Here is a 21,933-nt window from a genome sequence, read left to right on the forward strand (position 1 = left end):
GTAGCTCGTAGCTCGTAGCTCGTAGCTCGTAGCTCGTAGCTCGTAGCTCGTAGCTCGTAGCTCAGATCTGCCACATGAAGGACATGTTGCCGAAGCTGAAGGTGTCATCGCTGCTACGCAGGGGAGAGGTGGAACTTTGCAGTGTCAGGGTGAAAGAAAAATTGTCCCAGCGCACACCGCCTCCCACCACCAGAGCCAGCACACCATCGCGGGCTTCCACATCGTATTCCTCGGCATGATGTTCCAGGTAGGAATAACCGATATATTCACCAAAGCTGCCCACAAACGCTTCCCAGCCAAAACCACTGCCATCAAACAGGCCAACCAGCGAACCGGCTGTGCCGATACCGGCATAATCGGGAATAAAGTTGCGCGGCAGGTTTCGGCCCAGCCGGAAAAAACCGCCAGCCGTTACGGTCCCATGGAAATTGTTGGCATCCACACCCCAGGCATAACCCAGCTCGCCCTGCAGCCCCGAGTCCCACTGAAACTGCTGGAAACGGCGGGCATTGATAAAATACACGCCGCCGATCAAGTCTGTCCCCAGCTGGTTATCCCAGCCTTGCGGCTCGGTGGAACCGGTTATCTTGTGAACCAGTTTCTGGCTTTGCTCCGCCCCGGACTCCGGACCAACGACACCCAGACGCGCGCCATAACCAAACAGGCTGTCGCCGTTCCAGCTGAACAGCCCCATCTCCAGATTGCTGTAACCCGCATAGGGAAGATCATTGTAATCAGGGGCGCTTTGGCTGATATCCGCCGGGGTAATCATGACCTGTTCCAGACTGAGCGTCAGCGCATGCTTTTCATCCTTGAGGCTGATGCCGGGCAAGGGAGACAGCGCGCTCGCCAGGCCGCAGGTAACACTGCCATTGCGTTCGCAATGGTCATGGGCATCACCCACCCAGCTGATCCGCACACCATTGGTGTACTGCCCATCGGCACCGACGAACAGATCGTTATCCCAGGAAAAACCTACCGTGGCAGCCAGCACAGGCAGCGGTAAAAAAACGCTTAATAACAGAGTAAAACGCAGGGACATACTTCACCCAGTGATAACGGGCCCAAGAGCCCCGAGCACGTACGACGACGTCGAAACGTGATTAAAAGCGCCAGCGGCGCTGCATCACCAGAAACGCAAACGACGCAGACCAGGTGATGAGTATCAAACCATTCAGCGCTTGCACCCCGGCAATTAAACGCAGGGTACCCACCGGGAACAGATCCCCCAGCCCCAGAGAGGTATAGCAAGCGGCAGAAAAATACAGGTGGTCAAGAAAGCTGCCGTTCACCGCCCCACCAATACCCATGGCGGTGTCTCCCACATCCAGCAGCAGGTACACCCAGGCATAGAGGCTGATTTCCACCATATGGGCGGCAAACATGGCGATAACGACCACCAGGATTTCACCCCGGAAATTTGGCCAGCGCTTGAGCAGGCGGGACAGGCCCGCCAGCGTCCAGTAATGCAACGTCACCGTGGTCAGCACCATGGCCAGGCTGACCACGGAGGCATACACCACTTCGTACATGACCGCGCCTTCTGCCATGACAGGCTAACGCAACAAGGCCATGACAGGCGCCGTGTCCGGACGCCAGCCACGCCAGATTTCAAACGCTTCGGCGGCCTGCTCAACCAGCATACCCAAGCCATCCGCGGTGGCGTTGGCGCCCTGCTGTTCTGCCCAGCGCAGAAACGGTGTCGGTTCATTGCCATAAATCATGTCGTAGGCCACCGCACCGTCTGCCAGCAAACCATCCGGCAGCGCCGGCATTTCGCCCTGCAAACCGGCAGAGATGGCGTTGATCACCAGATCGAACTGCCCCATGAGATTATCCAGGCCACCCCCCAACACCGGAGGGCCTTCGCCTTTCATTACGTTGGCGGCCAGCGTTTCCGCTTTCTCTTTGGTTCGGTTGGCAATGCGCAACAAGGTGGGCTCTTCCGCCAGCAACGGGCCCAGCACACCGCGTACCGCACCGCCTGCGCCCAGGATCAGCACCCGTTTCTTGCGGATGTTCCAACCCTGATTATCACGGATATCTTTCACCAGCCCGGCGCCATCGGTGTTATCGCCGTGCAGCTGCTCGCCATCCCACCACAGGGTATTCACCGCACCGGCCTGGTCGGCCCGCTCGGTGATGGCATCGCACAATGCAAAGGCCAGCTCCTTGAAGGGCACCGTGACATTGGCGCCCAACCCGCCAGCCTCACGGAAGGACTGCACAGCGCCGGCGAAATCATCCAACGGCGCTTCACGCTTTTCATACTGCACAGCGTCGCCACGCTGAGCGGCAAACGCGTGGTGAATATCCGGCGAGCGGGAATGACTCACCGGATTGCCAAAAACACAATACAACCCGGCTTCTAACGCGGTTTTCTCAGCAGTCATACCCACTCCCGGTGAATCAGAAATTTCTGGTAAAGCTCAATCTCGGCACTGTCCGGTTCGGGGTGGTAGTCGTAGTCCCAACGCACCAGCGGCGGCAGTGACATCAGGATGGACTCGGTACGGCCGCCAGATTGCAGACCAAAAATCGTGCCGCGATCGTAAACCAGATTGAACTCCACATAACGGCCGCGACGGTACAGCTGGAACTGGCGTTCGCGCTCGCCATAATCGTGATCTTTACGGCGCGCCAGAATCGGCTGATAGGCGGGCACATAAGCGTCGCCCACACTGCGCATCAGGGCAAAGCTGGTGTCGAAATCAAAGCGGTTCAGGTCATCGAAGAACAAGCCGCCCACACCACGGGGCTCATCCCGGTGCTTGAGGTAAAAGTAGTCATCACACCAGGTTTTGAATTCTGGGTAGATCTCGTTACCGAACGGTTCACAGGCGTCGCGGGCCGTCTGGTGCCAATGCACCACGTCTTCTTCAAACCCATAGTAGGGTGTCAGATCGAACCCGCCGCCAAACCACCACACCGGGTCTTCACCGTCTTTTTCCGCCACAAAAAAACGTACGTTGGCGTGGCTGGTCGGCGCATAGGGGTTTTTCGGGTGGATCACCAGCGACACGCCCATGGCCTGGAAACTGCGCCCGGCCAATTCGGGACGGGCCGCCGTGGCGGATGGCGGCAACTGATCGCCAAACACATGGGAAAAGTTCACCCCGCCTTTTTCGATCACCGCGCCATTTTCCAGCACCCGGCTACGGCCGCCGCCGCCCTGTTCGCGCTCCCAGCTGTCTTCACGGAAGGTGGCGGAGCCATCTTCGGCGCCCAGTGCGTCACAGATACGGTCCTGCAGATCCAGCAGGTAGTCTTTCACCGCCTGCAGTGAAACCTCTGACATGGTGCTTTCCCCGGATGCGGTCGGTGTGTTCACGGGCGCAAAATGCGCCCGCTTTCCAGATCAATAATGGTAGAGGGTTTGCTCGCCCGGTCACAGGCGCCGCTGACAATAAAGTCGAGTTGGTCACCCAGCTGCCGGGCCACCTGATAGCGATTGCAGGCAGCCGGGCGGCCGCTGATATTGGCACTGGTGGAAATAATCGGTTGCCCGGCCAGCCGGCACAGCTGGCGAGCCAGCGGATGGTCCGGCACGCGCACCGCCACCTTGCGGTGCTGCCCACGTACCCAGGCAGGCAGATGCTCATTGGCCTCAACCAGATAGGTCACCGGCGCCGGCCATTGCTGCTGCAATCGGGCCGCCTGCTGGTCGTTCAGGCGCAGATACGGCGCCAGCTGCGCCAGGGTTTCACCAATCAGAATCAGCCCTTTGCTCACCGGCCGTTGTTTGATGGCCAGCAACTGCATCACCGCGTCCTGGTTGAACGGGTCGCAGCCAAGGCCGTAGACAGACTCCGTGGGGTAGGCGATCACGCCGCCCGCCTGAATAATCTGTGCCGCGCTGAGCAGATGCTGGTCCATGACGAAGCCCTGAAAGCAAAAGCGGCAAATTACCCTGCACGGGCCGGCGACTCAAGTCTGCCGATCAGCAGACGGCTCAGGCTTCGCTGGTCTGGCGTTTCAGATAGCCGCCCGCCACCCGCTCCACCCAACCCTCCAGCTCCAGATCCGCCAGCTGCCCGGCCAGCTCCGGCATGGGCATTCCGGTGCGCTGCTGCAACGCATCCAGCGAGTTCAGTCCACTGGTCAGGTGGGCAAGCAAGGCCGGAGGGTCGCAACGAATGCCGCTGGCTTCCACGCTACGCTGGAAATCCCCAAAGGCCTGGAAAATATCGTCCACGGATTCCAGCCAGCTGGCGCCATCGCGCAACAACTGGTGGCAACCCTTGCTAAGCGGATTGTGGATACTGCCCGGAATCGCAAACACCTCACGGCTCTGGGACAGCGCCGTGCGCGCCGTGATCAACGAGCCACTCTTGATGGCCGCCTCCACCACGATGGTGGCCAGGCTGAGCCCACTGATAATGCGATTACGCATGGGAAATTGAGCAGGTAGCGGGCGCGACCCCGGCGCGAATTCCGACACCAGCGCCCCGCCGGCTTCCACAATCTGGCTGGCCAGCAGGCCATGGCGCGGCGGGTAGATACAATCCGGACCACTCCCCATGACCGCTACCGTGCGCCCGGCACTCACCGCACCGCGATGAGCGGCCGCATCAATGCCCAGCGCCAGGCCACTGACAATCACAAAGCCGCTACCGGCCAGCTGGCGGGCAAAGCGGCGGCTGTTGTCGAGGCCGTCCGCAGAGGCATTGCGCGCGCCCACCATGGCCAGCGAAGGCGCATTCAATGCCTCAACACTACCGCGCACGGCAATCACGCCGGGCGGGTCGTTGATCTGTGCCAGCAGCGGCGGGTAATCCGCATCCCCCAGCGCAATCCAGCGCCAGCCCTGCTCACGCAGTTGCTCAAAGTACACGGGCAGCTTGCCGGTATTGTCCAGCAGCCGGGCACGCTCTTTCAGGCCGGCCGGTAGCAGGGGAAGAAAATCCGATACCGGTGCAGACGCAATCCGGTGTTGTTGCAGGGCGCGGCCAAGGGCCGCTGACGACGGGGAAAACAACGCCTGCAATAGCAGGCGTTTAAATTGTCCGTCCATTCGCCCACCTCCTTGTGTGCGTTGACGGTTTTGTCGGGCGCCTAAGCGCCGGCAGTGAGCGCTACCGCAGAGAAATCAGTAGCTGCCCGCCGGGCTTTCGGCGATGTCGTTCATATAGATAGGCCGCATGGACTCCATGATCAAGCCGTAGCTGACTTTGTCGAAGACCCGGAAGATCACCATGGAACCGGTTTTCTCACGGGGCAGCTGGACCATGTCACCCTGCTGGCGATCGCGGACCACTTCGCCCTGGCCATAGATATCCAGCACGTTGCCTTCTTTCAGGCCGTCACGCAGTCCCTTGTTGATCACCACCACGTCGTTACGGGCCACACTGTTAAGGCGGTCAAAGAAGCGAATCACTTTCGCCTCAATCTTGGTGTCCGGTGCCGATGGATACAACACGGCACGCACGCGGCGATCTTCGGTGGAGAACAGGCGATCATCAATACGCAGGTCTTCACTGGAATCAGTGACCCGCAGGGTAATCATGTCGTCATCGTGGCTGGCCACCCGGCCCAGGCCGATCTGGCGGGCTTCGTAACCCAGCACTTCATTGGTATCCGGGTCCACATATTGCTCGCCGGTGCGGTAGAAACCGTAACCCTGATCCAGGTCTTCCCATTGGGTCACGGTATCGCGGGCGTAAACGGTATCACCTTCACCGAAGATCACACGGCGATCGCGGCCACCCACCAAGTAGGGGGCTTCGACGATTTCCTTGCGGTCTACCACCAGCCCTTCCTTCAGGTAAGACTGGATTGCACTGGCAGGAATGGCCGGAATCGCTTCGTCATTGGCAATTTCACGCACCCGCGGGGTGAGTTTCACTGTACCATTGGACATCACGGTCTCTTCCACGCCCCGTTTTACCGACAGGCGCGGCTCACCGTTAACGTAGGAAAGCCGGATTTCGTCGCCGGGATAGATCAAGTGAGGGTTACTGATTTCCTCATTGATCTGCCAGATTTCCGGCCATTGCCACGGCTCTTGCAGAAAACGGCCGCTGATATCCCAAAGGGTATCGCCGTTTTTCACGAAATACTTGCTGGGGTGCCCGTCTTTGAGCACCACCGCTGCGGAGGCCATACCGGACACCGCCAGCACCAGGCCAAAGGTCAAGGCGCGCTGGACCGATTTCATCATCATCGGATTCCTTTTATCATTATTGGACTCATCCCCGAGAGCGGCCGCGATCCCTTATTGTAGACGCGGTTCCTTTTGGATATTAGCAATGCGATCATATATTTAGCAACCGAAATTCGAGTACTACCGCAACTTCCGAGAAGGTACATGGCTAAACTGGAAATACTGGAATTCCCTGATCCCCGACTACGCACAGTAGCAAAGCCGGTGGAAAAGGTAGATGACGAGCTTCGCAAACTGATCGACGACATGATCGAAACCATGTACGACGCCTCCGGCATCGGCCTGGCGGCCACCCAGGTGAACGTGCACAAGCGCCTGCTGGTGATGGATCTGTCCGAAGAGCGCAACGAGCCCAAGGTGTACATCAACCCGCAGATCACGCCACTCACCGATGAGCTGGCACCCTACGAAGAAGGCTGCCTATCGGTGCCCGGGTTCTATGAGAAGGTGAAACGCGCGGCCCGAGTGCGGATTAATGCCCTGGACCGGGACGGCAACGCCTTCGAAGTAGAAGCGGACGAACTGCTCGCCACCTGCATCCAGCACGAGATCGATCACCTGGACGGCAAGCTGTTCGTGGACTACGTCTCCCGACTGAAGCGTGACCGCATCAAGAAGAAGCTGGAAAAGATCCACCGCCAGCAGGCTTAAGAGAGAGGCAAGTTGAAAGTTCAAAGTTGAAAAGCCCGAAACGGCTTTCAGAATAGCGAATCGCCATGCCCGCGATTCCAGCCCTGCGGCGCGGCCGTGGCGTTAGACGTGTGGCTTTCTCGAGGGTTCGCGTTTGAACTTTCAACTTTTCACTTTCAACTCACCTCTCTGCTCCACCACTTACCGACCCAGAGGCCGCTCATTGAAACCCTTACGCCTTGCCTTCGCCGGCACCCCGGACTTCGCCGCCGCCAGCCTGCAGGCCGTGCTGGATAGCGATCATCAGGTCGTGGCTGTGCTCACCCAGCCGGATCGCGCCGCCGGGCGCGGCAAGAAAGTGCAGCAAAGCCCGGTCAAACAGCTGGCGACAAGCCACGGGATTGCCGTGCTGCAGCCGGAAAACCTGAAGGGTGAAGACATCCGCCAGCAGCTGCGGGACCTGGCTCTGGATGCCCTGGTGGTAGTGGCCTATGGGCTGATCATTCCCCAGGCGGTGCTGGACATCCCCCGCTTGGGCTGCCTGAACGTGCACGGCTCGCTGCTGCCGCGCTGGCGTGGGGCCGCCCCCATTCAACGGGCCATCACCACCGGCGACACGGAAACCGGCAACACCATCATGCAAATGGAAGCCGGGCTCGATACCGGCCCCATGCTGCTCAGCGAACCCCTGCCCATCGGCGAGAGTGAAACCGGCGGCGAACTGCACGACCGGCTGGCCGCCCAGGGCGCCCGCCTGCTGGTGACCGTGCTGAACGATCTGGAGCACCACCTGGCCAACGCCACCCCACAGCCGGACGAAGGCGTCACCTACGCCCACAAGCTCAGCAAGGCCGAAGCGCGGCTGGATTTTCGTTTGCCCACCCGTGCGCTCTACAACCGCATTCGCGCCTTCAATCCTTTCCCGGTGAGCTGGGTGCCCCTGAACGGCCAGCCCATGCGCATCTGGCAGGCCAGCGAAAGCCCGCAACCGGGGCAGGACAACGACGAGCCCGGCCATATTCTGGCCGTGGACGACCAGGGCATCCATGTGGCCACCGGCGATGGCGCCCTGATCCTCGAAGAACTGCAGCTGCCCGGCAAACGGCGCATGGCGGTGTCCGACCTGCTGCGCGGCAACCCGGCCCTGTTCACCGTTGGCGAACCGCTGGGCGATGCCATTGCCGATGCGTCTGGTGATCAATGTGGCAACGCCTGACCCGCGCCTGAGCGCCGTGCGCGCCCTCAACCGGGTGCTCCCCGGCAAGGGCGACGGCGAAAGCCTGCGCGAGGTGCTGCGCGACTTTCCCCTGCAAGGCAGCGACGGCGGCCAGATGCGCGATATCTGCTTCGGCGTGTGCCGTCACCTGCGCCCTCTCAATCACTGGCTCAACCAGCAACTCTCCAAGCCCCTCAAGGCCAGCGCCCAGCCGGTCCGGCTGGCACTGCTGGCCGGCCTCTATGAACTGTGGTTCAGCGACCGCCCGGCCCACGCCATCGTCAATGCCTACCCGCAACTGTGCCGCAAGCTGAAAGCCCCCTGGGCCGCCGGCCTGAGCAATGCGGTGCTGCGCAAGGCCAGCCAGATTACCCTTGAAGAGGCTGTGGCCGACGCCCCCGCCAATATCCAGCTGAGCCTGCCAGACTGGCTGTTTAAACGCTGGCAAAAAGATTGGCCCGACGACGCCGACGCCATGGCCCGCGCCAACCTGCAAACACCGCCGTTCACCCTGCGGGTGAATCGTCAGCAGCAACAACGCGCCGATGCCCTCACCGCCCTGGGTGAAGGCGCCCGTGCCGGCAGCGCTGCCCCTTACAGCATTTACCTGCAACCCGCTCGGCCGGTATTTCAGCTGCCCGGTTTTGAGCAAGGTGCCCTCTCGGTGCAGGACGAAGCCGCCCAGCTGCCCGCCGAATTGCTGCAGGCCCCGGCCAACGGTCGCATCCTCGATGCCTGCGCCGCCCCCGGCGGCAAAACCGGGCAGCTGCGCGAGAAATTCCCCGCCGCAGACCTCACCGCCCTGGAGCTGGAAGGCAAACGGCTGGCCCGCATCCGCGAAAACCTGGCACGGCTGGGCACTGACGTCACCCTGCTACAAGGCGACGCCAGCGACCCGCACTCCTGGTGGGACGGCACCCCCTTCGATGCCATCCTGCTGGACGCCCCCTGCTCCGCCACCGGCATCCTGCGCCGCCAGCCGGATGTGAAATGGCACCGCAAGGCCTCGGACATCGCCGCACTGGTTGATTTACAAGCGCGCATGCTGGATGCACTATGGCCGCTGCTCAATCCCGGCGGCATGCTGGTGTATGCCACCTGTTCGGTGCTGCGCGACGAGAACGACCATCAGGTTCGTGACTTCCTGCAACGCCAGCCACAGGCCCGGGATGTGACGCCACGGCCGGAAGGGGCCACAATGGTGGACGCAGGGTGGCAGCTGTTCCCGGAACAACACGGTCCGGACGGTTTCTACCTGGCTTGCCTGCGTAAAGAATCGGGGGCCCGACTCAGTTCATGAAAATCATTATTCTCGGTGCCGGCCAGGTGGGTGGCACTCTGGCCGAAAACCTGGCCAATGAACGCAACGACATCACGGTCATCGACACCGATGATGAACGCCTGCGCGAGCTGGGTGACCGCCTGGATATCGGCACCGTGCGCGGCATGGGCTGCTACCCGGCAGTACTCAAGGAAGCCGGCGCCGAAGACGCGGACATGCTGATCGCAGTGACCAACTCTGACGAGGTCAACATGATCGCCTGTCAGGTGGCCTACTCCCTGTTCCGCACCCCCTCCAAGATCGCCCGCATTCGCACCGCCCACTACACCAGCCGCTCGGAAAAACTGTTCAACGAGAACGCCCTGCCCATTGATGTGATCATCAGCCCTGAACAGGTGGTGACCGACTACATCAAGCGCCTGATCGAACACCCGGGCGCCCTGCAGGTGGTGAACTTCGCCGGTGGCCGGGTACAGCTGGTGGCGGTGCGCGCCTATTACGGTGGACCGCTGGTGGGCAACGAACTGCGCGAATTGCGCAAGCACATGCCCAACGTGGATACCCGCGTCGCAGCTATTTTCCGCCGCGGCCGGCCAATCATCCCGGAAGGCAACACCGTGATCGAAGCCGACGATGAGGTGTTCTTCATCGCCGCCAAGAACGATATCCGTGCGGTCATGAGTGAGCTGCGCCGCCTGGAGCATAACTACAAGCGCATCGTTATCGCCGGCGGCGGCAACATCGGTTACCGCCTGGCCAAGACCATTCAGCATCGCTACAACGTCAAAGTCCTGGAGCGCATGCCCAAACGGGCGGAATGGCTGGGCGAAAAACTGCACCAGACCGTAGTGCTGCAAGGGCTGGCCACCGACCGGGACGAATTGCTCAAGGCCAACATCGAGAACACCGATGTGTTCTGCGCCCTGACCAACGATGACGAAGCCAACATCATGGCCTCACTGCTGGCCAAACGGCTCGGTGCTCGCAAGGTAATGACGCTGATTTCCAACCCGGCCTACGTGGACCTGGTGCAGGGGCACGACATCGATATCGCCATTTCGCCCCAGCAATCCACCATCGGCAGCCTGCTCAGCCATGTGCGCCGGGGCGATGTGGTCAACGTCTATTCCCTGCGCCGGGGTGCAGCGGAAGCCATCGAGGCCATTGCCCACGGGGATGCCAAATCGTCCAAGGTAGTGGGCCGGGCCATCGACGAAATTGATCTGCCGGAAGGCACCACCATCGGCGCCATTGTGCGCGGCGAAAAAGTGCTGATTGCCCACGACCATGTGGTGATCGAACCGGACGACCACGTGATTTTGTTCCTGATCGACAAACGCCGAACCCGGGACGTGGAGAAACTGTTCCAGGTCGGCTTTACGTTTTTTTAGGAAACGCATGCACGCAGACACGCAACCACGCACCACGCAACAGGCAGCACACGACCATGCCGGGCTTCGGCGTGATACGTGGTGCGTGTCGGCCTGCCAGCGGGAACCCTCATGCACTTCGCGCTAATTTCGAAAATTCTCGGCCTGCTGCTGGTGGTCTTCAGCTTTACCATGATGCCGCCGGTAGCCGTGTCCTACTGGTATCAGGAAGGCAGCGAAACCCCGTTCCTGATCTCCTTTGTCATTACCCTGGCGCTGGGCTTAAGCCTGTGGCTGCCGTTTTTCCGCAACAAAACCGAACTGCAAACCCGCGACGGTTTTCTGGTCGTTACCCTGTTCTGGTCCGTGCTCGGCGTGATCGGCGCGCTGCCGCTAATTATCAGTGACGATGTTCCGGTGGGCTTCACCGATGCGGTATTCGAATCCGTTTCCGGCCTCACCACCACCGGCGCCACCATCCTGTCCGGCATCGACTTTCTGCCCAAATCGGTACTCTTCTACCGCCAGCAATTACAGTGGCTGGGCGGCATGGGCGTAGTCGTTTTAGCGGTGGCCATTCTGCCCATGCTCGGCATCGGTGGCATGCAGCTCTACAAAGCTGAAATCCCCGGCCCCATGAAAGACGCCAAACTCACCCCACGCATCGCCGAAACGGCCAAAGCCCTGTGGTTTATCTACCTGTTTATTACCATTGCCTGTGCCCTGCTGTACTGGGCTTTCGGCATGAGCGTGTTCGACGCCATTTGTCACAGCTTCAGCACCGTGGCCACCGGCGGCTTTTCCACCCACGATGCCTCCATGGCCTACTGGGACAACCCACTGATCGACTGGACCGCCACCCTGTTCATTCTGATTGGCGGGCTCAACTTTGCCCTGCATTTTGCAGTGTGGCGCGGCCGCTCCCTGTTCGCCTACCTTCGTGATCCGGAGTTTCGCTTTTTTATCAGCCTGTTCCTGATCTACACCGCCATCATCACCGCCGGCCTGCTGTTCTTCCATTACGACTTCGAAGTGGACGATGCCCTCCGCCACTCCGCGTTCCAGGTGGCGTCTTTCAGCACCGGCACCGGGCTAACCAGCACCAATGCTGCTGCCTTCCCCGGCTTTATCCCCTATCTGCTGGTACTCACCAGCTTTATCGGCGGCTGCGCCGGTTCCACCGGCGGCGGCATGAAGGCCGTGCGCGCCGCCCTGGTGTTCCACCACAGCATTCGCGAACTGCGCCGTTTGATTTACCCCAACGGCGTATTCGCCCTGCGCTTTGGGCGCCAGTCCATTCCCGACCGGGTGCTACAGGCCGTTTGGGGGTTTGTCGGTGTTTACATCACCATTTCGGTGATCTTCACCCTGCTGTTCACCATGACCGGCATGGACCTGGCCACCGCCGTCAGCGCCGTCGCTGCCAGCCTTAACAACCTGGGGGTTGGGATCGGCCAGGTGGGCGGCGGCTTCGCCAACATCACCGACAGCGCCAAGTGGATGATGACCGTACTGATGGTCGCCGGCCGTCTGGAAATCTTTACGCTGCTGGTCCTGTTCACGCCGATGTTCTGGAAACAATGAAGTAAGGAAGTGACGCGAGGAGGGGAGAACCTGTCATGCCTTACCGCCTCGTGCTTCGCACGGTTCGCACCCTGAACGGTGCTCCTACAGCGACTTCGTTGAAAGCGTGCCAGCGACCATAAAAAAGCCCCGGCATTGCCGGGGCTTTCTTGTTCTAGCTGTTAACTCTTAATTATTAACTGTTAACTGCTCTTACGCGATATTGTTGACTCGCTTGCTGTCACGGAACAGCTGGTCCAGCTCGCCTTCGTAATAGGCTTCCACCCGCGGGTTCATCACTTTTTTCCACAGCGGCGGGATCATTGCCAACACATACATGGTGGCGTAACCCGCCGGTAGCTGGGGGCTTTCCTCGTAGTGACGCAGCACCTGATAACGACGCTTGGCGTAGGCGTGGTGATCACTGTGACGCTGCAGTTGGAACAGGGCCAGATTGGTCAGCAAGTAGTTGGAGTTCCAGCTGTGGGCCGGAGTCACCCGCTCGAAACGCCCTTTCTCATTCACACGACGGTGCAGGCCGTAGTGCTCAATGTAGTTGATGATTTCCAGTGCCAGCGCCGCAAAGAAGCTCTGCCCCAGGAAGAAAACCACACCCATCCAGCCCCACAGCAAACCAAAGGTCACCGCGAACAAGGCAGAAATGCTGTACCACCAGATCAGCTCGTTGTAGATGCTGATATTTTTCTTGCCCTTACGCTCCAGGTATTTCTTTTCCAGGCTCCAGGCATTGATGAAGTTATGCACGAACGCCTTGGGAAGGAAGTTGTACAGGCTCTGGTTGTAACGGCTTGAAGAGGCGTCATCCGGAGTAGACACGTGCACATGGTGACCGCGTACGTGCTCCACCTTGAAACCCGCATAAGTCACTGTAGACAGCAGCAAACCGCCCATCCAGTTTTCTACTTTGGGATCCTTGTGGATCAGCTCATGGCCCAGGTTAATGGCGATAATGCCACCCACCGTGCCGATGGACACGATCCAGCCAATCTTGCCCAACAACCCATAGTCATTGGTCATGAAGATATGGCCGGCGTAGAACAGCACCGCAATCCACACAAAGCCCATGGCAATAGCCGACACCCGGTAAAAGCGCTCTTCACTCATGGTGGGCACCTGGACATCTTCGCTGGGGTTGGTCGGGTCTTTACCGATCAGGTAATCCAGTACCGGGATCACGCCGAAAATAAACACGTACATAAACCAGGCCCAATAATCCTGGGTCCCGCTTTCCACACCCACATAGGCAGAAAAAGGCACCAATGGAACCATAATGGCCCAGAAACTCAGGTAGCCGTATTTTTTCATTTTTAGCATTACATCGGCATTCATATTCTCGAACATGGCTCACACCTCGCTAGTTCAAGCCAAACAGTAACAGTCATCAATGTGAAGGTCACATTATCCATGATTTCCTGAATTGTCAAACAACTCAATTAATGACATATTTATCCCGATCGCGGATAATAGCCGCACGCCACACTCGCCTTACCAAGGACTCCAGCATGTCGCTACAAGCGGTCAGCCTCAGCGAGCAAATCGCCCGACACCTGGGTGAGCAAATCATTACCGGTGAGCTCGCCCCCGGCAGTCGCCTGCCGGAAAACGAACTGGCCAAGCAGCTTGATGTAAGCACTAACTCACTCCGTGAGGCCTTCAGGCTGTTGGAAAAGCAGCACATGATCGAGCTCCAGCCGCGCAAGGGCGCCCGCGTCTGCGAGGTCACCGATGAGCAGGTTCGCGACCTGTATGAGTTCCTGTTCATGCTGCTATCACGGCTGGCCGGGCTGGCCGCTGCCCGCTGGCAACCCGGTGAAATTGAGGATCTGGTGGAGATGCTGCCCCAGCTGGAACAGCACTTTGTGAATGACGACCTGCGCGCCGCGCACCAGCTGGCCTTCCGGTTTGTGGAAATCGCCACCGTGCGTTTCGCCCACAACCGCTACCTGGCCACCGATATTCAGGACCTGATCCCCCTGCTCAAGCGCTATTCGTTTATCGCCCTGCAGGAAGACACCTCGGAATTCGACGTCTCGCTACAGATCTTCAAGCGCCTGCTGGTCAACGTTGTCGGCCGCAATGTGGCCGACGCAGAAGCGGATATCCGCGAATACGGCGACAACCAGTGCCAGATCGTCCTGCGCGCCATCGCCAAACGCAGCGCGGCGTAAGAAGGCAATGAAGAGTTAATAATGAATAATTAATAACGCGCGAAGCTGGTGTCTCTGTTTTTCCAATGCATGAGGCCGCGTCTACGGGGAAGGCGCGGCCTCATGTGTTTGCTCTTGGTGCTCACGTCAGGTCGCGAACTATTAATTATTCATTATTAACTATTAATTGCTTCCCCACACAATCCCCATAAAGCGCCCTTATCCCCTTGCCATGCTGGCCCTCATCACAAGGAGGCCACCATGAAACTGACGCTTTTCTTCTCACTACTGCTACTGACGTTCACCGCCCAGGCAAACGGGCAACGCTGGCAGGACGAGGCTGCCACCGGCGCCTTGCTGCTGGTCGATGAACAGGGGCAGATTCAGCCCGCCACCCTGCTGGACACCGACGCCCGCATTACCGTCAGCGGCCCGGTGGCAGAGGTCACGCTGACCCAGCGTTTTCACAATCCCAGCCAGCAGTTTCGCGAAGGGCGCTACCTGTTTCCGCTGCCGGAAAACGCCGCCGTGGACGGCATGGTGCTGACCATCGGAGACAGGCGCATCGTCGGCCGCATCGACAGGAAGGCCGAAGCAGAAAAGACCTACCGACAGGCCCGCGCCAGCGGCAAGAAGGCCAGCCTGGTCAGCCAGCAACGCCCCAACCTGTTTACCACCGCCGTGGCCAACATCGCCCCCGGCGAAACGGTGCAAGTGGAGCTGCATTACCAGCAGACCCTGAATGTGGATGGCCACCGCTTCCAACTGCGCCTGCCCCTCACCCTGACGCCGCGCTTCACTCCGCCCACGGAAGCACCCCACACACTGGATTCCCTGCTACGCAACACCGTAGCGGCCCCCGGCGGTACCGCCGAGGCCGGCACCGCGTCCGTCCATATCGATCTGGATGCCGGTGCGCGGCTGGCCACGCTGGGCAGCCCCAGCCACGCCATCCACTACCAACGGCACGGGCGGCGCTACAGCATCACACCAAAAGCCGGCGCCATCGCCATGGATCGGGATCTGCTGCTCAACTGGGAACTGGAAGACACCGGCGAACCACTGGTTACCCGCTTTCACGAAGAAATCGACGGCGAGCACTATGCCCTGCTGATGGTGGTTCCGCCGGAAACCGGCCAAGTGACAGCGCTGCCGCGGGAAACCCTGTTCATCATCGACAGCTCTGGCTCCATGGGCGGCGCGCCCATGCGCCAGGCCAAGGCCAGCCTGCACTTGGCCCTGCAGCGCCTGAAGCCCGGCGACCGTTTCAACATCACCGACTTCGACAGCCAGCACACCCTGCTGTTTGAAACGCCGGTCACGGTCAGCGATAACAGCCGCCAACAGGCGCAAGATTTCGTGGATGGCCTGCAAGCCAGCGGCGGCACTCACATGCTGCCCGCCCTCAGCGCCACCCTGAGTCAGCCCGTCAGCGACGGTTACCTGCGCCAGGTGATTTTTATTACCGATGGCGCCGTGGGTAACGAGAGCAGCATCTTCCGCGCCCTGCAGCAACAGCTCGGTGAAGCCCGCCTGTTTACCGTGGGTATCGGCTCCGCCCCCAACAGCCATTTCATGACCCGCGCCGCCCAGTTCGGGCGCGGCAGCTTTACCTACATCAACGACCAAAACCAGGTGCAACAAGGCATGGACACCTTGTTTCGCCGCCTGGAATCGCCGCTGATGCGCAACCTGCAGGTGCAACTCCCGGACGGCATCGTCACCGAGCGTTGGCCGCAAAAGCTGCCAGACCTGTATGCCGGTGAGCCCCTGTTGGTAGCCATGAAGCTGTCCGCGCCGCCGGAACACATTACCGTCAGCGGCTACAGCACCCAACACTGGCAACAACCGGTCACCCTGCCCACCAACAACAACCACCCGGGCACCGCCAGCCTGTGGGCCCGGCGCAAAATCGCTGACCTGATGGACCGCATCACCCTGGGTGCTGCGGAAACGGATATCGCCCCGCTGATCACCGACGTGGCCCTGCGCCATCAACTGGTCAGCCGCTACACCAGCTTCATCGCCGTGGAAGAAACGGTCTCCCGGCCCGCCCATGAACCCCTGCTGCACGACACCGTTCGCAACCAGGCACCGCACGGCACGCAACACACTGCGGCCTGGCCAGGCACGGCCACACCGGCGCCGTTGTTGTGGCGGCTGGCTGGCGTGCTGCTGATGGTCTGCCTGCTGCTCTGGCTTCGTCAGCGGAGGCTGAACCATGGCGCGGCTTGAACGCGGGGCGCTGACACTCAGTCTGGCGGGGCTTCTGGGGCTCGCAGGCTGGGCCAGCTGGCTGGACGGCAAGGCCTGGCTGGCCCAGCACCTGATCGCCCACGCCTGGCAAACCACCCTGGAACAGGGCGCACCCCAGCGCCCCTGGCCCTGGGCAGACACCTGGCCGGTGGCGCGCCTCACCACTCCCGCCGGGGAAACCCTCTATGTGCTGGAAAGCACCAGCGGTGAAGCCCTGGCTTTCGGGCCCGGCCGACTGGCCGGCGGCATCGGCAGCGACCAGGCCCTCACCCTGGCCGGCCACCGCGACACCCACTTCGCCTTTCTGCAAACCCTGAACCCTGGCCAGCCCCTCGCCGTGCAATTGGCCGACGGTTCACAGCAGCATTTTCAGATCAGCAGACAACAGGTCATCAATAGCCAACAGCATCCCTTACACATCCCCCGGGACGACCAACAGCTGATACTGATCACCTGCTACCCCTTCGGTGCCCTCACTCCCGGCGGCCCCCTGCGCTACGTGGTCACCGCCACATCGGCACCCACCAGCAACGCGGCAAATAACCATGCTGAACAATAAACAGACCAGGAAAAGGCAGAAAGGGAAAATGAGAAGGAGAAAGGAACAGGCCGAATGGCCAGCAAGGAAGGTATCAGTCAGGCGCGAGGCGCAAACATGATGATGGCCATCCCCAACAATGCCACACCGGAACCCAGCAAATCCCAGGCTGTCGGGCGAATACCGTCCACCGCCCACAACCAGAAAATCGCCATAAAAATATAAACGCCCCCGTAGGCGGCATACACCCGGCCCGCAGCAGTGGGGTGCAAGGAAAGCAACCAGGCAAACAGCGCCAGACTTAGCGCGGCTGGCACCAGCAACCAGATCGACTTGCCTTCACGCAACCACAGGTACGGCAAGTAACAGCCCACGATCTCGGCGAGCGCCGTAATCACAAACAACGCAAACGTCTTTATTTCCGGCACAGTTCAGCCCTTTTTCTGCTCATCCATTCACTCCGGGGCATAGGCCACGTCATGACGCATTCCGGCAAACAGCCAGCGTCGCCTGCGCAAGGTAATCACAGAACGCAGCCACATCCGGATTACTAAACTGGCTGGAAATGAACTCACCCGGAATCAACCCTTCATCCCAGCGCGTCGTCACCAACAGAGGGTTGCCCCCATCATCGCCCGGGAAAATCTCCACCACCGCGTGGGTCTGGTGAATATAGATATCACGGAGATCTTTGCGGCAGCGAAAGTCCTCCGTATCGGAAGTCGACCTGCACTGGTAGCCCGCGTCAGTGAAAAACGCATTAGCGCTGGAGAACAACGCCGCGCGGTCGAGAGGAGCGGACGACACCGGACTCAAGGTTCTGGTGACATCACCGGCCACATTGGTACAGCCGGAAAAAATTGCGGGCAGAAGAAGGAGAAAAACCTTGGAGAGCTTCATAAATCACATCTTGACGATTTAAATTAAAGAAACGAAACACCATAAACATGGAAATCTCATCACACAGGAAAACGCCGGGAATAGATCCGCTTCTACTCCGCAGCTTTCGCTTTTACATAGTTTCCAATGCCTATCACGACGACATAGAGGTAATAGATCCAGTAAACAGGAACCGGCGCAATTAGCATCAGCACCATCCAGACATATCTCTTCTTTTTGACTGCTTCAGCGATCAAATAGGCGCCATGAATAATAATCGCTACCACGAAGACCAGAACGAGCCTTAACCGGTACTCATGCAGAACATTATCTGGCGATGCGATTTCATTAAGATAGCAAAACAAACCCAGAAGGATGATTCCCATCAACCCCAGCGCATTAAAAATTAAAAAACCGGTTTTCCTAATTTTACTCTTCCTGTTGACACATTAGTCACTAACTCTTGTTAATCGCACACCATCAACAGTCATTTTCCATGCACCACCAATTTCATGCGGCGGCTCCGTGACGTCGAATGTGGTAGTCATGAAAAACACCCCCACAACAAAGTTGTCGCCCTCAAAACGTTTTAAAGGTCCACTTACGGAAGTGGTTGCCCCTCCCTTTAGCCGCTTATAGGAAACAGATCCATCAGCAAGAATCAGCAGACCCATTTCGTTACTGCGCCACTCTCCTACATAGTCCAGTCTGTCTTCGGGCAGTGGATCCGCACACCCTGACAGGAGAATGATGAAGAACACTGGCAAGTACTTTTTCATTAATTTAATCCCTATAAAGATTCTATCAGCAGATATTTCCCCGAGGAAACGAGCACCATACACTGAAAAAAGGCCAGGCCTCTCGTCCCCCACAATCCCAGCGGAACCGAAAAAGAAAACCTGGAACAGGCTCCCTCATGCACATCTCTGACGGTCTCCAATCATCAGCTTTGACCAGTACAAAAACGCAACTATCTTTCCAAGTATACATTTTCTTTGTATTTCAATAACCCATCATCTATCGCGATTACGGATTTAGTCAGCCCTGAGCTAGAAATGACCTGGCGGAAACCTCCAACTTCTATGAGAAGCTTTGTTTCATTTTCCAGGATCAACTCTGCTGAACTTCCATCCTTATAAATTGACAGCGAAATTATTTTTGAAGAATGCAGCAAATTAGATGCATTAATAAATGCAGAGGAAATATCAGTAACTACGTCTCTCTTCCCAATAGTTTTTCCATTCCTATCTTTCCCCATGAAGTCATCCGCGAACAGCAAGGAAAACCCTGAAACGTCCTTATTCTGTATAAATTTTTTCTCTTTATATAAAAACTCCTCGACCATTTCTCTATCAATGACATCAGATGAAAAGCAACTCAACGGGAGAATTAAAATAAAGCAAAATACAATTTTCACTACCACCCCCCTAGAACGGAACTTAAATTTCAAATAGAACACCATTCCACATCCACCTAAAACGTGGAAATAAAATTGGATTCAGTTTTGAGGATTGCGCCTGACTTAATGCGAGGGAACGCCCCTCCCGAATCCCTCGCATTACTGAGAATTTTCCTCTTCCCTTTTTTTCGCCTTAATACTGGAAGCAAGCGCAAAAACGGCTGCCATGTCGCCAAAAACCAAAGAAAAACAGAGACGCAATTAGGCTAACAATCACATTACCACTGGATATAACCCCATTAGCGGCACATATGATCTGCTACCACTTTCATGGACACAGAGAGCTAGAGAACGTTGAGAACTTATCTCGTCTGACAAAAGTCAAAGCAGCGATTTATTTCCTGAGTTTCCCCAACCCCTCCCCCAATGAAACTCACTTTATATCAACCGCTTAGCTTTTTATGTAAGCCATATACTACAAATAAGCCGGGTTTTCTGTTGAGCACGGGCTAGTCAGGGTTTGGCTGCACTAAGGTTCGCACCTCAAGAGGTGCTCCTACAGAAAAGCAGGGACAAAAAAACGCGGCCGAAGCCGCGTTTTTGTGAAACATGAAAGGAAGCGATTAACGCCCGATAATCTCCCGGGAGATGATTTCCTTCATGATTTCGCTGGTACCGCCGTAGATGCGCTGGATGCGGGCATCCACGTAGTCGCGGGAGATGGGATATTCCTGCATGTAGCCGTAGCCACCGAACAGTTGCAGACATTTGTCGGCAACCACGCCTTGCAGCTCGGTGGTGGTGAGCTTGGCGATGGAGGCGTTGGTGGCGGTGAGTTCGCTGCGATCGTACTGGTCGATGCACTGCTCACCGTAGGCGCGGTTGACGACGACCTGGGCGTGCAGGTCCGCCAGCACGAAGCGGGTGTTTTGCAGGCTGGAGATCGGCTTGCCAAACGCCATGCGCTCTTTGGTGTATTCGATGGTGCGCTCGATCATGCCTTCACAGGCAGCGATGGCGCCCAGGGCCAGGATCAGGCGTTCGCGGGGCAGTTCGTTCATCAGGTTGGCGAAGCCTTTGCCTTCACCGCCGAGAATCTGGTCGGCGCCCACTTTCACGTTTTCGAAGAACAGTTCAGAGGTGTCCGCCGCGTGGTGGCCCATTTTTTCCAGGTTGCGGCCACGGGCAAAGCCATCCAGCGCGCAGTCCACGGTGAACAGGGTCATGCCTTTGGAGCCGGCATTGGGGTCGGTCTTGGTGGCGAGCACGATCACGTCGCAGTGCTGGCCGTTGGTGATGAAGGTTTTCTGGCCGCTGATGCTGTAGCCATCGCCGTCCTTGTCGGCACGGGTTTTCATGCCCTGCAGGTCTGAACCGGCACCGGGTTCGGTCATGCCGATGGCGCCTACGGCTTCACCGGTGACCATTTTCGGCAACCAGGTTTGTTTCTGCTCTTCGTTGCCCAGGTGCAGGATGTAGGGAGCAACGATGTCGGAGTGCACGGAGATGTTGGAGGCCAGGGCACCGAAGCCGGCCCGGGAGGCTTCTTCCACAATCACTGCGGACAGGCGGAAGTTGGCGCCGAAGCCGCCGTATTCTTCCGGTACGTCCACACACAGCAGGCCATTTTCGCCCATCTTGTTCCACAGCTCGCGGGGGAACATTTCGGCTTTTTCCCACTGGTCGTAGTAAGGAGCGACTTCGTTTTCGAGGAATTTTTTGACGTTATCGCGAAACAGTTCGATTTCGTTCTGATCAAGCATGTTGGCTAGTCCTGTGAGTGAACGGCAACGACCCACGCAGGGTGGGCCGCGAAACAATGGTCCACATTCTAGCCATAAGGCGTGACGGTCACATCACTGCCGGGTGACTGTCCGGTCCCGACGGGTGAGGCGAATCGATGCCTTTGACCTGCGCCGGCAAATCTGGAGTTTGGGGGTTTACGATTGGCGTACGGGGGTTCGCGCCCTGGAAGGGCGCTCCTGCAGAATCCGTCAGGCTTGAGGGAAACCCGGTCGACTAGACTGGCTCTATGCGCACGTCCGCCTTCAGGGAATTGGCCACGAAGCAGTTGCGATGGGCGCTGTCGTGGAGCTTTTCCAGGGCATCGCCATCCGGTTCCTCGCCGTCGAAGACGACTCGGGGGCGCAGCACGATCCGGGTAATTGCCATGCGGCCTTCCGGGTTCTTTTCTACCGTGCCTACCGGCTGGTCAATATAGCTAAGGACGTTGAGGCCACGCTTGGCGGCGATGGACAGGAAAGTCAGCATATGACAGCTGGCCGTGGCGGCAATGACGGCTTCGTCCGGGTTCACCCGGTTGGCGCAGCCGTAAAACTCCGGGGAGCCGGAGGCCTGCACCACTTCGCCGCCGGCGAAGGTCCACTCGTGGTCCCGATTGAAATGTTCATAATCGAATTCAGTGCCCCGCTGCAGGTGCCAGGCCACTGTTGCGCCGTATTCACTCAT

At 58.6% G+C, this 21,933-nt stretch carries 23 protein-coding genes; 8 read left to right on the forward strand and 15 right to left on the reverse strand.

Annotated elements, in window-relative coordinates; translation table 11 throughout:
- Positions 1–61: 61 nt before the first annotated feature.
- The 7 genes from F1529_RS00200 to F1529_RS00230 form a co-directional block, all read right to left on the reverse strand.
- On the reverse strand, positions 62–1,042 hold the full coding sequence (locus F1529_RS00200; protein WP_155131016.1) for a lipid A deacylase LpxR family protein: 981 nt from the start codon (positions 1,040–1,042) through the stop codon (positions 62–64).
- Between the two features lie 61 nt (positions 1,043–1,103).
- A complete protein-coding gene (locus F1529_RS00205) occupies positions 1,104–1,550 on the reverse strand; it encodes an ion channel (RefSeq protein WP_007149358.1) in 447 nt (148 codons plus the stop codon).
- Positions 1,551–1,556: 6 nt separating this feature from the next.
- Positions 1,557–2,393, reverse strand: coding sequence for a shikimate dehydrogenase (gene aroE / locus F1529_RS00210; RefSeq protein ID WP_155131019.1), 837 nt, complete (start codon positions 2,391–2,393; stop codon positions 1,557–1,559).
- Positions 2,390–3,298: an oxygen-dependent coproporphyrinogen oxidase gene (gene hemF, locus F1529_RS00215; protein WP_007150863.1), complete on the reverse strand. Its 909-nt coding sequence runs from the start codon at positions 3,296–3,298 to the stop codon at positions 2,390–2,392. The genes aroE and hemF overlap by 4 nt, the downstream gene beginning before the upstream one ends.
- 29 nt (positions 3,299–3,327) lie before the next feature.
- On the reverse strand, positions 3,328–3,876 hold the full coding sequence (locus F1529_RS00220) for an L-threonylcarbamoyladenylate synthase (protein WP_155131022.1): 549 nt from the start codon (positions 3,874–3,876) through the stop codon (positions 3,328–3,330).
- 76 nt (positions 3,877–3,952) lie between these two features.
- The gene (gene dprA, locus F1529_RS00225) at positions 3,953–5,014 is read right to left on the reverse strand and encodes a DNA-processing protein DprA (RefSeq protein ID WP_007149770.1); all 1,062 of its coding nucleotides are present in this window, start codon (positions 5,012–5,014) and stop codon (positions 3,953–3,955) included.
- A 75-nt stretch (positions 5,015–5,089) separates the two neighbouring features.
- Positions 5,090–6,160, reverse strand: a complete 1,071-nt coding sequence (locus F1529_RS00230) for a LysM peptidoglycan-binding domain-containing protein (protein ID WP_230457663.1) — start codon at positions 6,158–6,160, stop codon at positions 5,090–5,092.
- Between the two features lie 147 nt (positions 6,161–6,307).
- Between F1529_RS00230 and def the strand changes: the two genes are divergently transcribed.
- The 5 genes from def (at position 6,308) to F1529_RS00255 (ending at position 12,245) form a co-directional block, all read left to right on the forward strand.
- A complete protein-coding gene (def, locus tag F1529_RS00235) occupies positions 6,308–6,814 on the forward strand; it encodes a peptide deformylase (RefSeq protein WP_155131024.1) in 507 nt (168 codons plus the stop codon).
- A gap of 202 nt (positions 6,815–7,016) precedes the next feature.
- The gene (fmt, locus tag F1529_RS00240; RefSeq protein ID WP_155131028.1) at positions 7,017–8,009 is read left to right on the forward strand and encodes a methionyl-tRNA formyltransferase; all 993 of its coding nucleotides are present in this window, start codon (positions 7,017–7,019) and stop codon (positions 8,007–8,009) included.
- Positions 7,978–9,309 carry a 16S rRNA (cytosine(967)-C(5))-methyltransferase RsmB gene (gene rsmB / locus F1529_RS00245; RefSeq protein WP_230457832.1) on the forward strand — a complete coding sequence of 444 codons (1,332 nt, stop codon included), beginning with the start codon at positions 7,978–7,980 and terminating at the stop codon, positions 9,307–9,309. Before fmt ends, rsmB begins: the two co-directional genes overlap by 32 nt.
- The gene (gene trkA / locus F1529_RS00250) at positions 9,306–10,682 is read left to right on the forward strand and encodes a Trk system potassium transporter TrkA (protein ID WP_007151073.1); all 1,377 of its coding nucleotides are present in this window, start codon (positions 9,306–9,308) and stop codon (positions 10,680–10,682) included. Before rsmB ends, trkA begins: the two co-directional genes overlap by 4 nt.
- Positions 10,683–10,793: 111 nt before the next feature.
- Positions 10,794–12,245, forward strand: coding sequence for a TrkH family potassium uptake protein (locus F1529_RS00255; protein ID WP_007150777.1), 1,452 nt, complete (start codon positions 10,794–10,796; stop codon positions 12,243–12,245).
- A gap of 192 nt (positions 12,246–12,437) precedes the next feature.
- Here the strand turns inward: F1529_RS00255 and F1529_RS00260 are convergent, their stop codons facing one another.
- Positions 12,438–13,586, reverse strand: coding sequence for an alkane 1-monooxygenase (locus F1529_RS00260; RefSeq protein ID WP_007149975.1), 1,149 nt, complete (start codon positions 13,584–13,586; stop codon positions 12,438–12,440).
- 161 nt (positions 13,587–13,747) lie between these two features.
- On the opposite strand from F1529_RS00260, the gene F1529_RS00265 reads away from it, so the two are divergent.
- The 3 genes from F1529_RS00265 to F1529_RS00275 all read left to right on the forward strand — a co-directional run bounded on the left by F1529_RS00265 (position 13,748) and on the right by F1529_RS00275 (position 17,207).
- Positions 13,748–14,413: a GntR family transcriptional regulator gene (locus F1529_RS00265; protein WP_007150803.1), complete on the forward strand. Its 666-nt coding sequence runs from the start codon at positions 13,748–13,750 to the stop codon at positions 14,411–14,413.
- 240 nt (positions 14,414–14,653) lie between these two features.
- A complete protein-coding gene (locus F1529_RS00270) occupies positions 14,654–16,627 on the forward strand; it encodes a marine proteobacterial sortase target protein (RefSeq protein WP_155131034.1) in 1,974 nt (657 codons plus the stop codon).
- Positions 16,614–17,207, forward strand: a complete 594-nt coding sequence (locus F1529_RS00275) for a class GN sortase (protein ID WP_155131037.1) — start codon at positions 16,614–16,616, stop codon at positions 17,205–17,207. The genes F1529_RS00270 and F1529_RS00275 overlap by 14 nt, the downstream gene beginning before the upstream one ends.
- 77 nt (positions 17,208–17,284) lie before the next feature.
- Here F1529_RS00275 and F1529_RS00280 read toward each other — a convergent pair whose 3' ends face one another.
- The 7 genes from F1529_RS00280 to F1529_RS00310 all read right to left on the reverse strand — a co-directional run bounded on the left by F1529_RS00280 (position 17,285) and on the right by F1529_RS00310 (position 21,933).
- Positions 17,285–17,614: a YnfA family protein gene (locus F1529_RS00280; protein WP_290517223.1), complete on the reverse strand. Its 330-nt coding sequence runs from the start codon at positions 17,612–17,614 to the stop codon at positions 17,285–17,287.
- A gap of 49 nt (positions 17,615–17,663) precedes the next feature.
- Positions 17,664–18,086 carry a hypothetical protein gene (locus F1529_RS00285; protein WP_155131040.1) on the reverse strand — a complete coding sequence of 141 codons (423 nt, stop codon included), beginning with the start codon at positions 18,084–18,086 and terminating at the stop codon, positions 17,664–17,666.
- Between the two features lie 92 nt (positions 18,087–18,178).
- Positions 18,179–18,451: a hypothetical protein gene (locus F1529_RS00290; protein WP_155131043.1), complete on the reverse strand. Its 273-nt coding sequence runs from the start codon at positions 18,449–18,451 to the stop codon at positions 18,179–18,181.
- 63 nt (positions 18,452–18,514) lie between these two features.
- Positions 18,515–18,844, reverse strand: coding sequence for a hypothetical protein (locus F1529_RS00295; protein WP_155131046.1), 330 nt, complete (start codon positions 18,842–18,844; stop codon positions 18,515–18,517).
- Positions 18,845–19,035: 191 nt separating this feature from the next.
- Positions 19,036–19,482, reverse strand: a complete 447-nt coding sequence (locus F1529_RS00300) for a nuclear transport factor 2 family protein (RefSeq protein ID WP_155131049.1) — start codon at positions 19,480–19,482, stop codon at positions 19,036–19,038.
- 605 nt (positions 19,483–20,087) lie between these two features.
- Positions 20,088–21,227: an acyl-CoA dehydrogenase family protein gene (locus F1529_RS00305; RefSeq protein WP_155131052.1), complete on the reverse strand. Its 1,140-nt coding sequence runs from the start codon at positions 21,225–21,227 to the stop codon at positions 20,088–20,090.
- A gap of 256 nt (positions 21,228–21,483) precedes the next feature.
- Positions 21,484–21,933, reverse strand: a complete 450-nt coding sequence (locus F1529_RS00310) for an OsmC family protein (RefSeq protein WP_155131055.1) — start codon at positions 21,931–21,933, stop codon at positions 21,484–21,486.

Origin of the sequence: Alcanivorax sp. VBW004 (assembly GCF_009718865.1) — a bacterium.
GTDB lineage: Bacteria > Pseudomonadota > Gammaproteobacteria > Pseudomonadales > Alcanivoracaceae > Alcanivorax.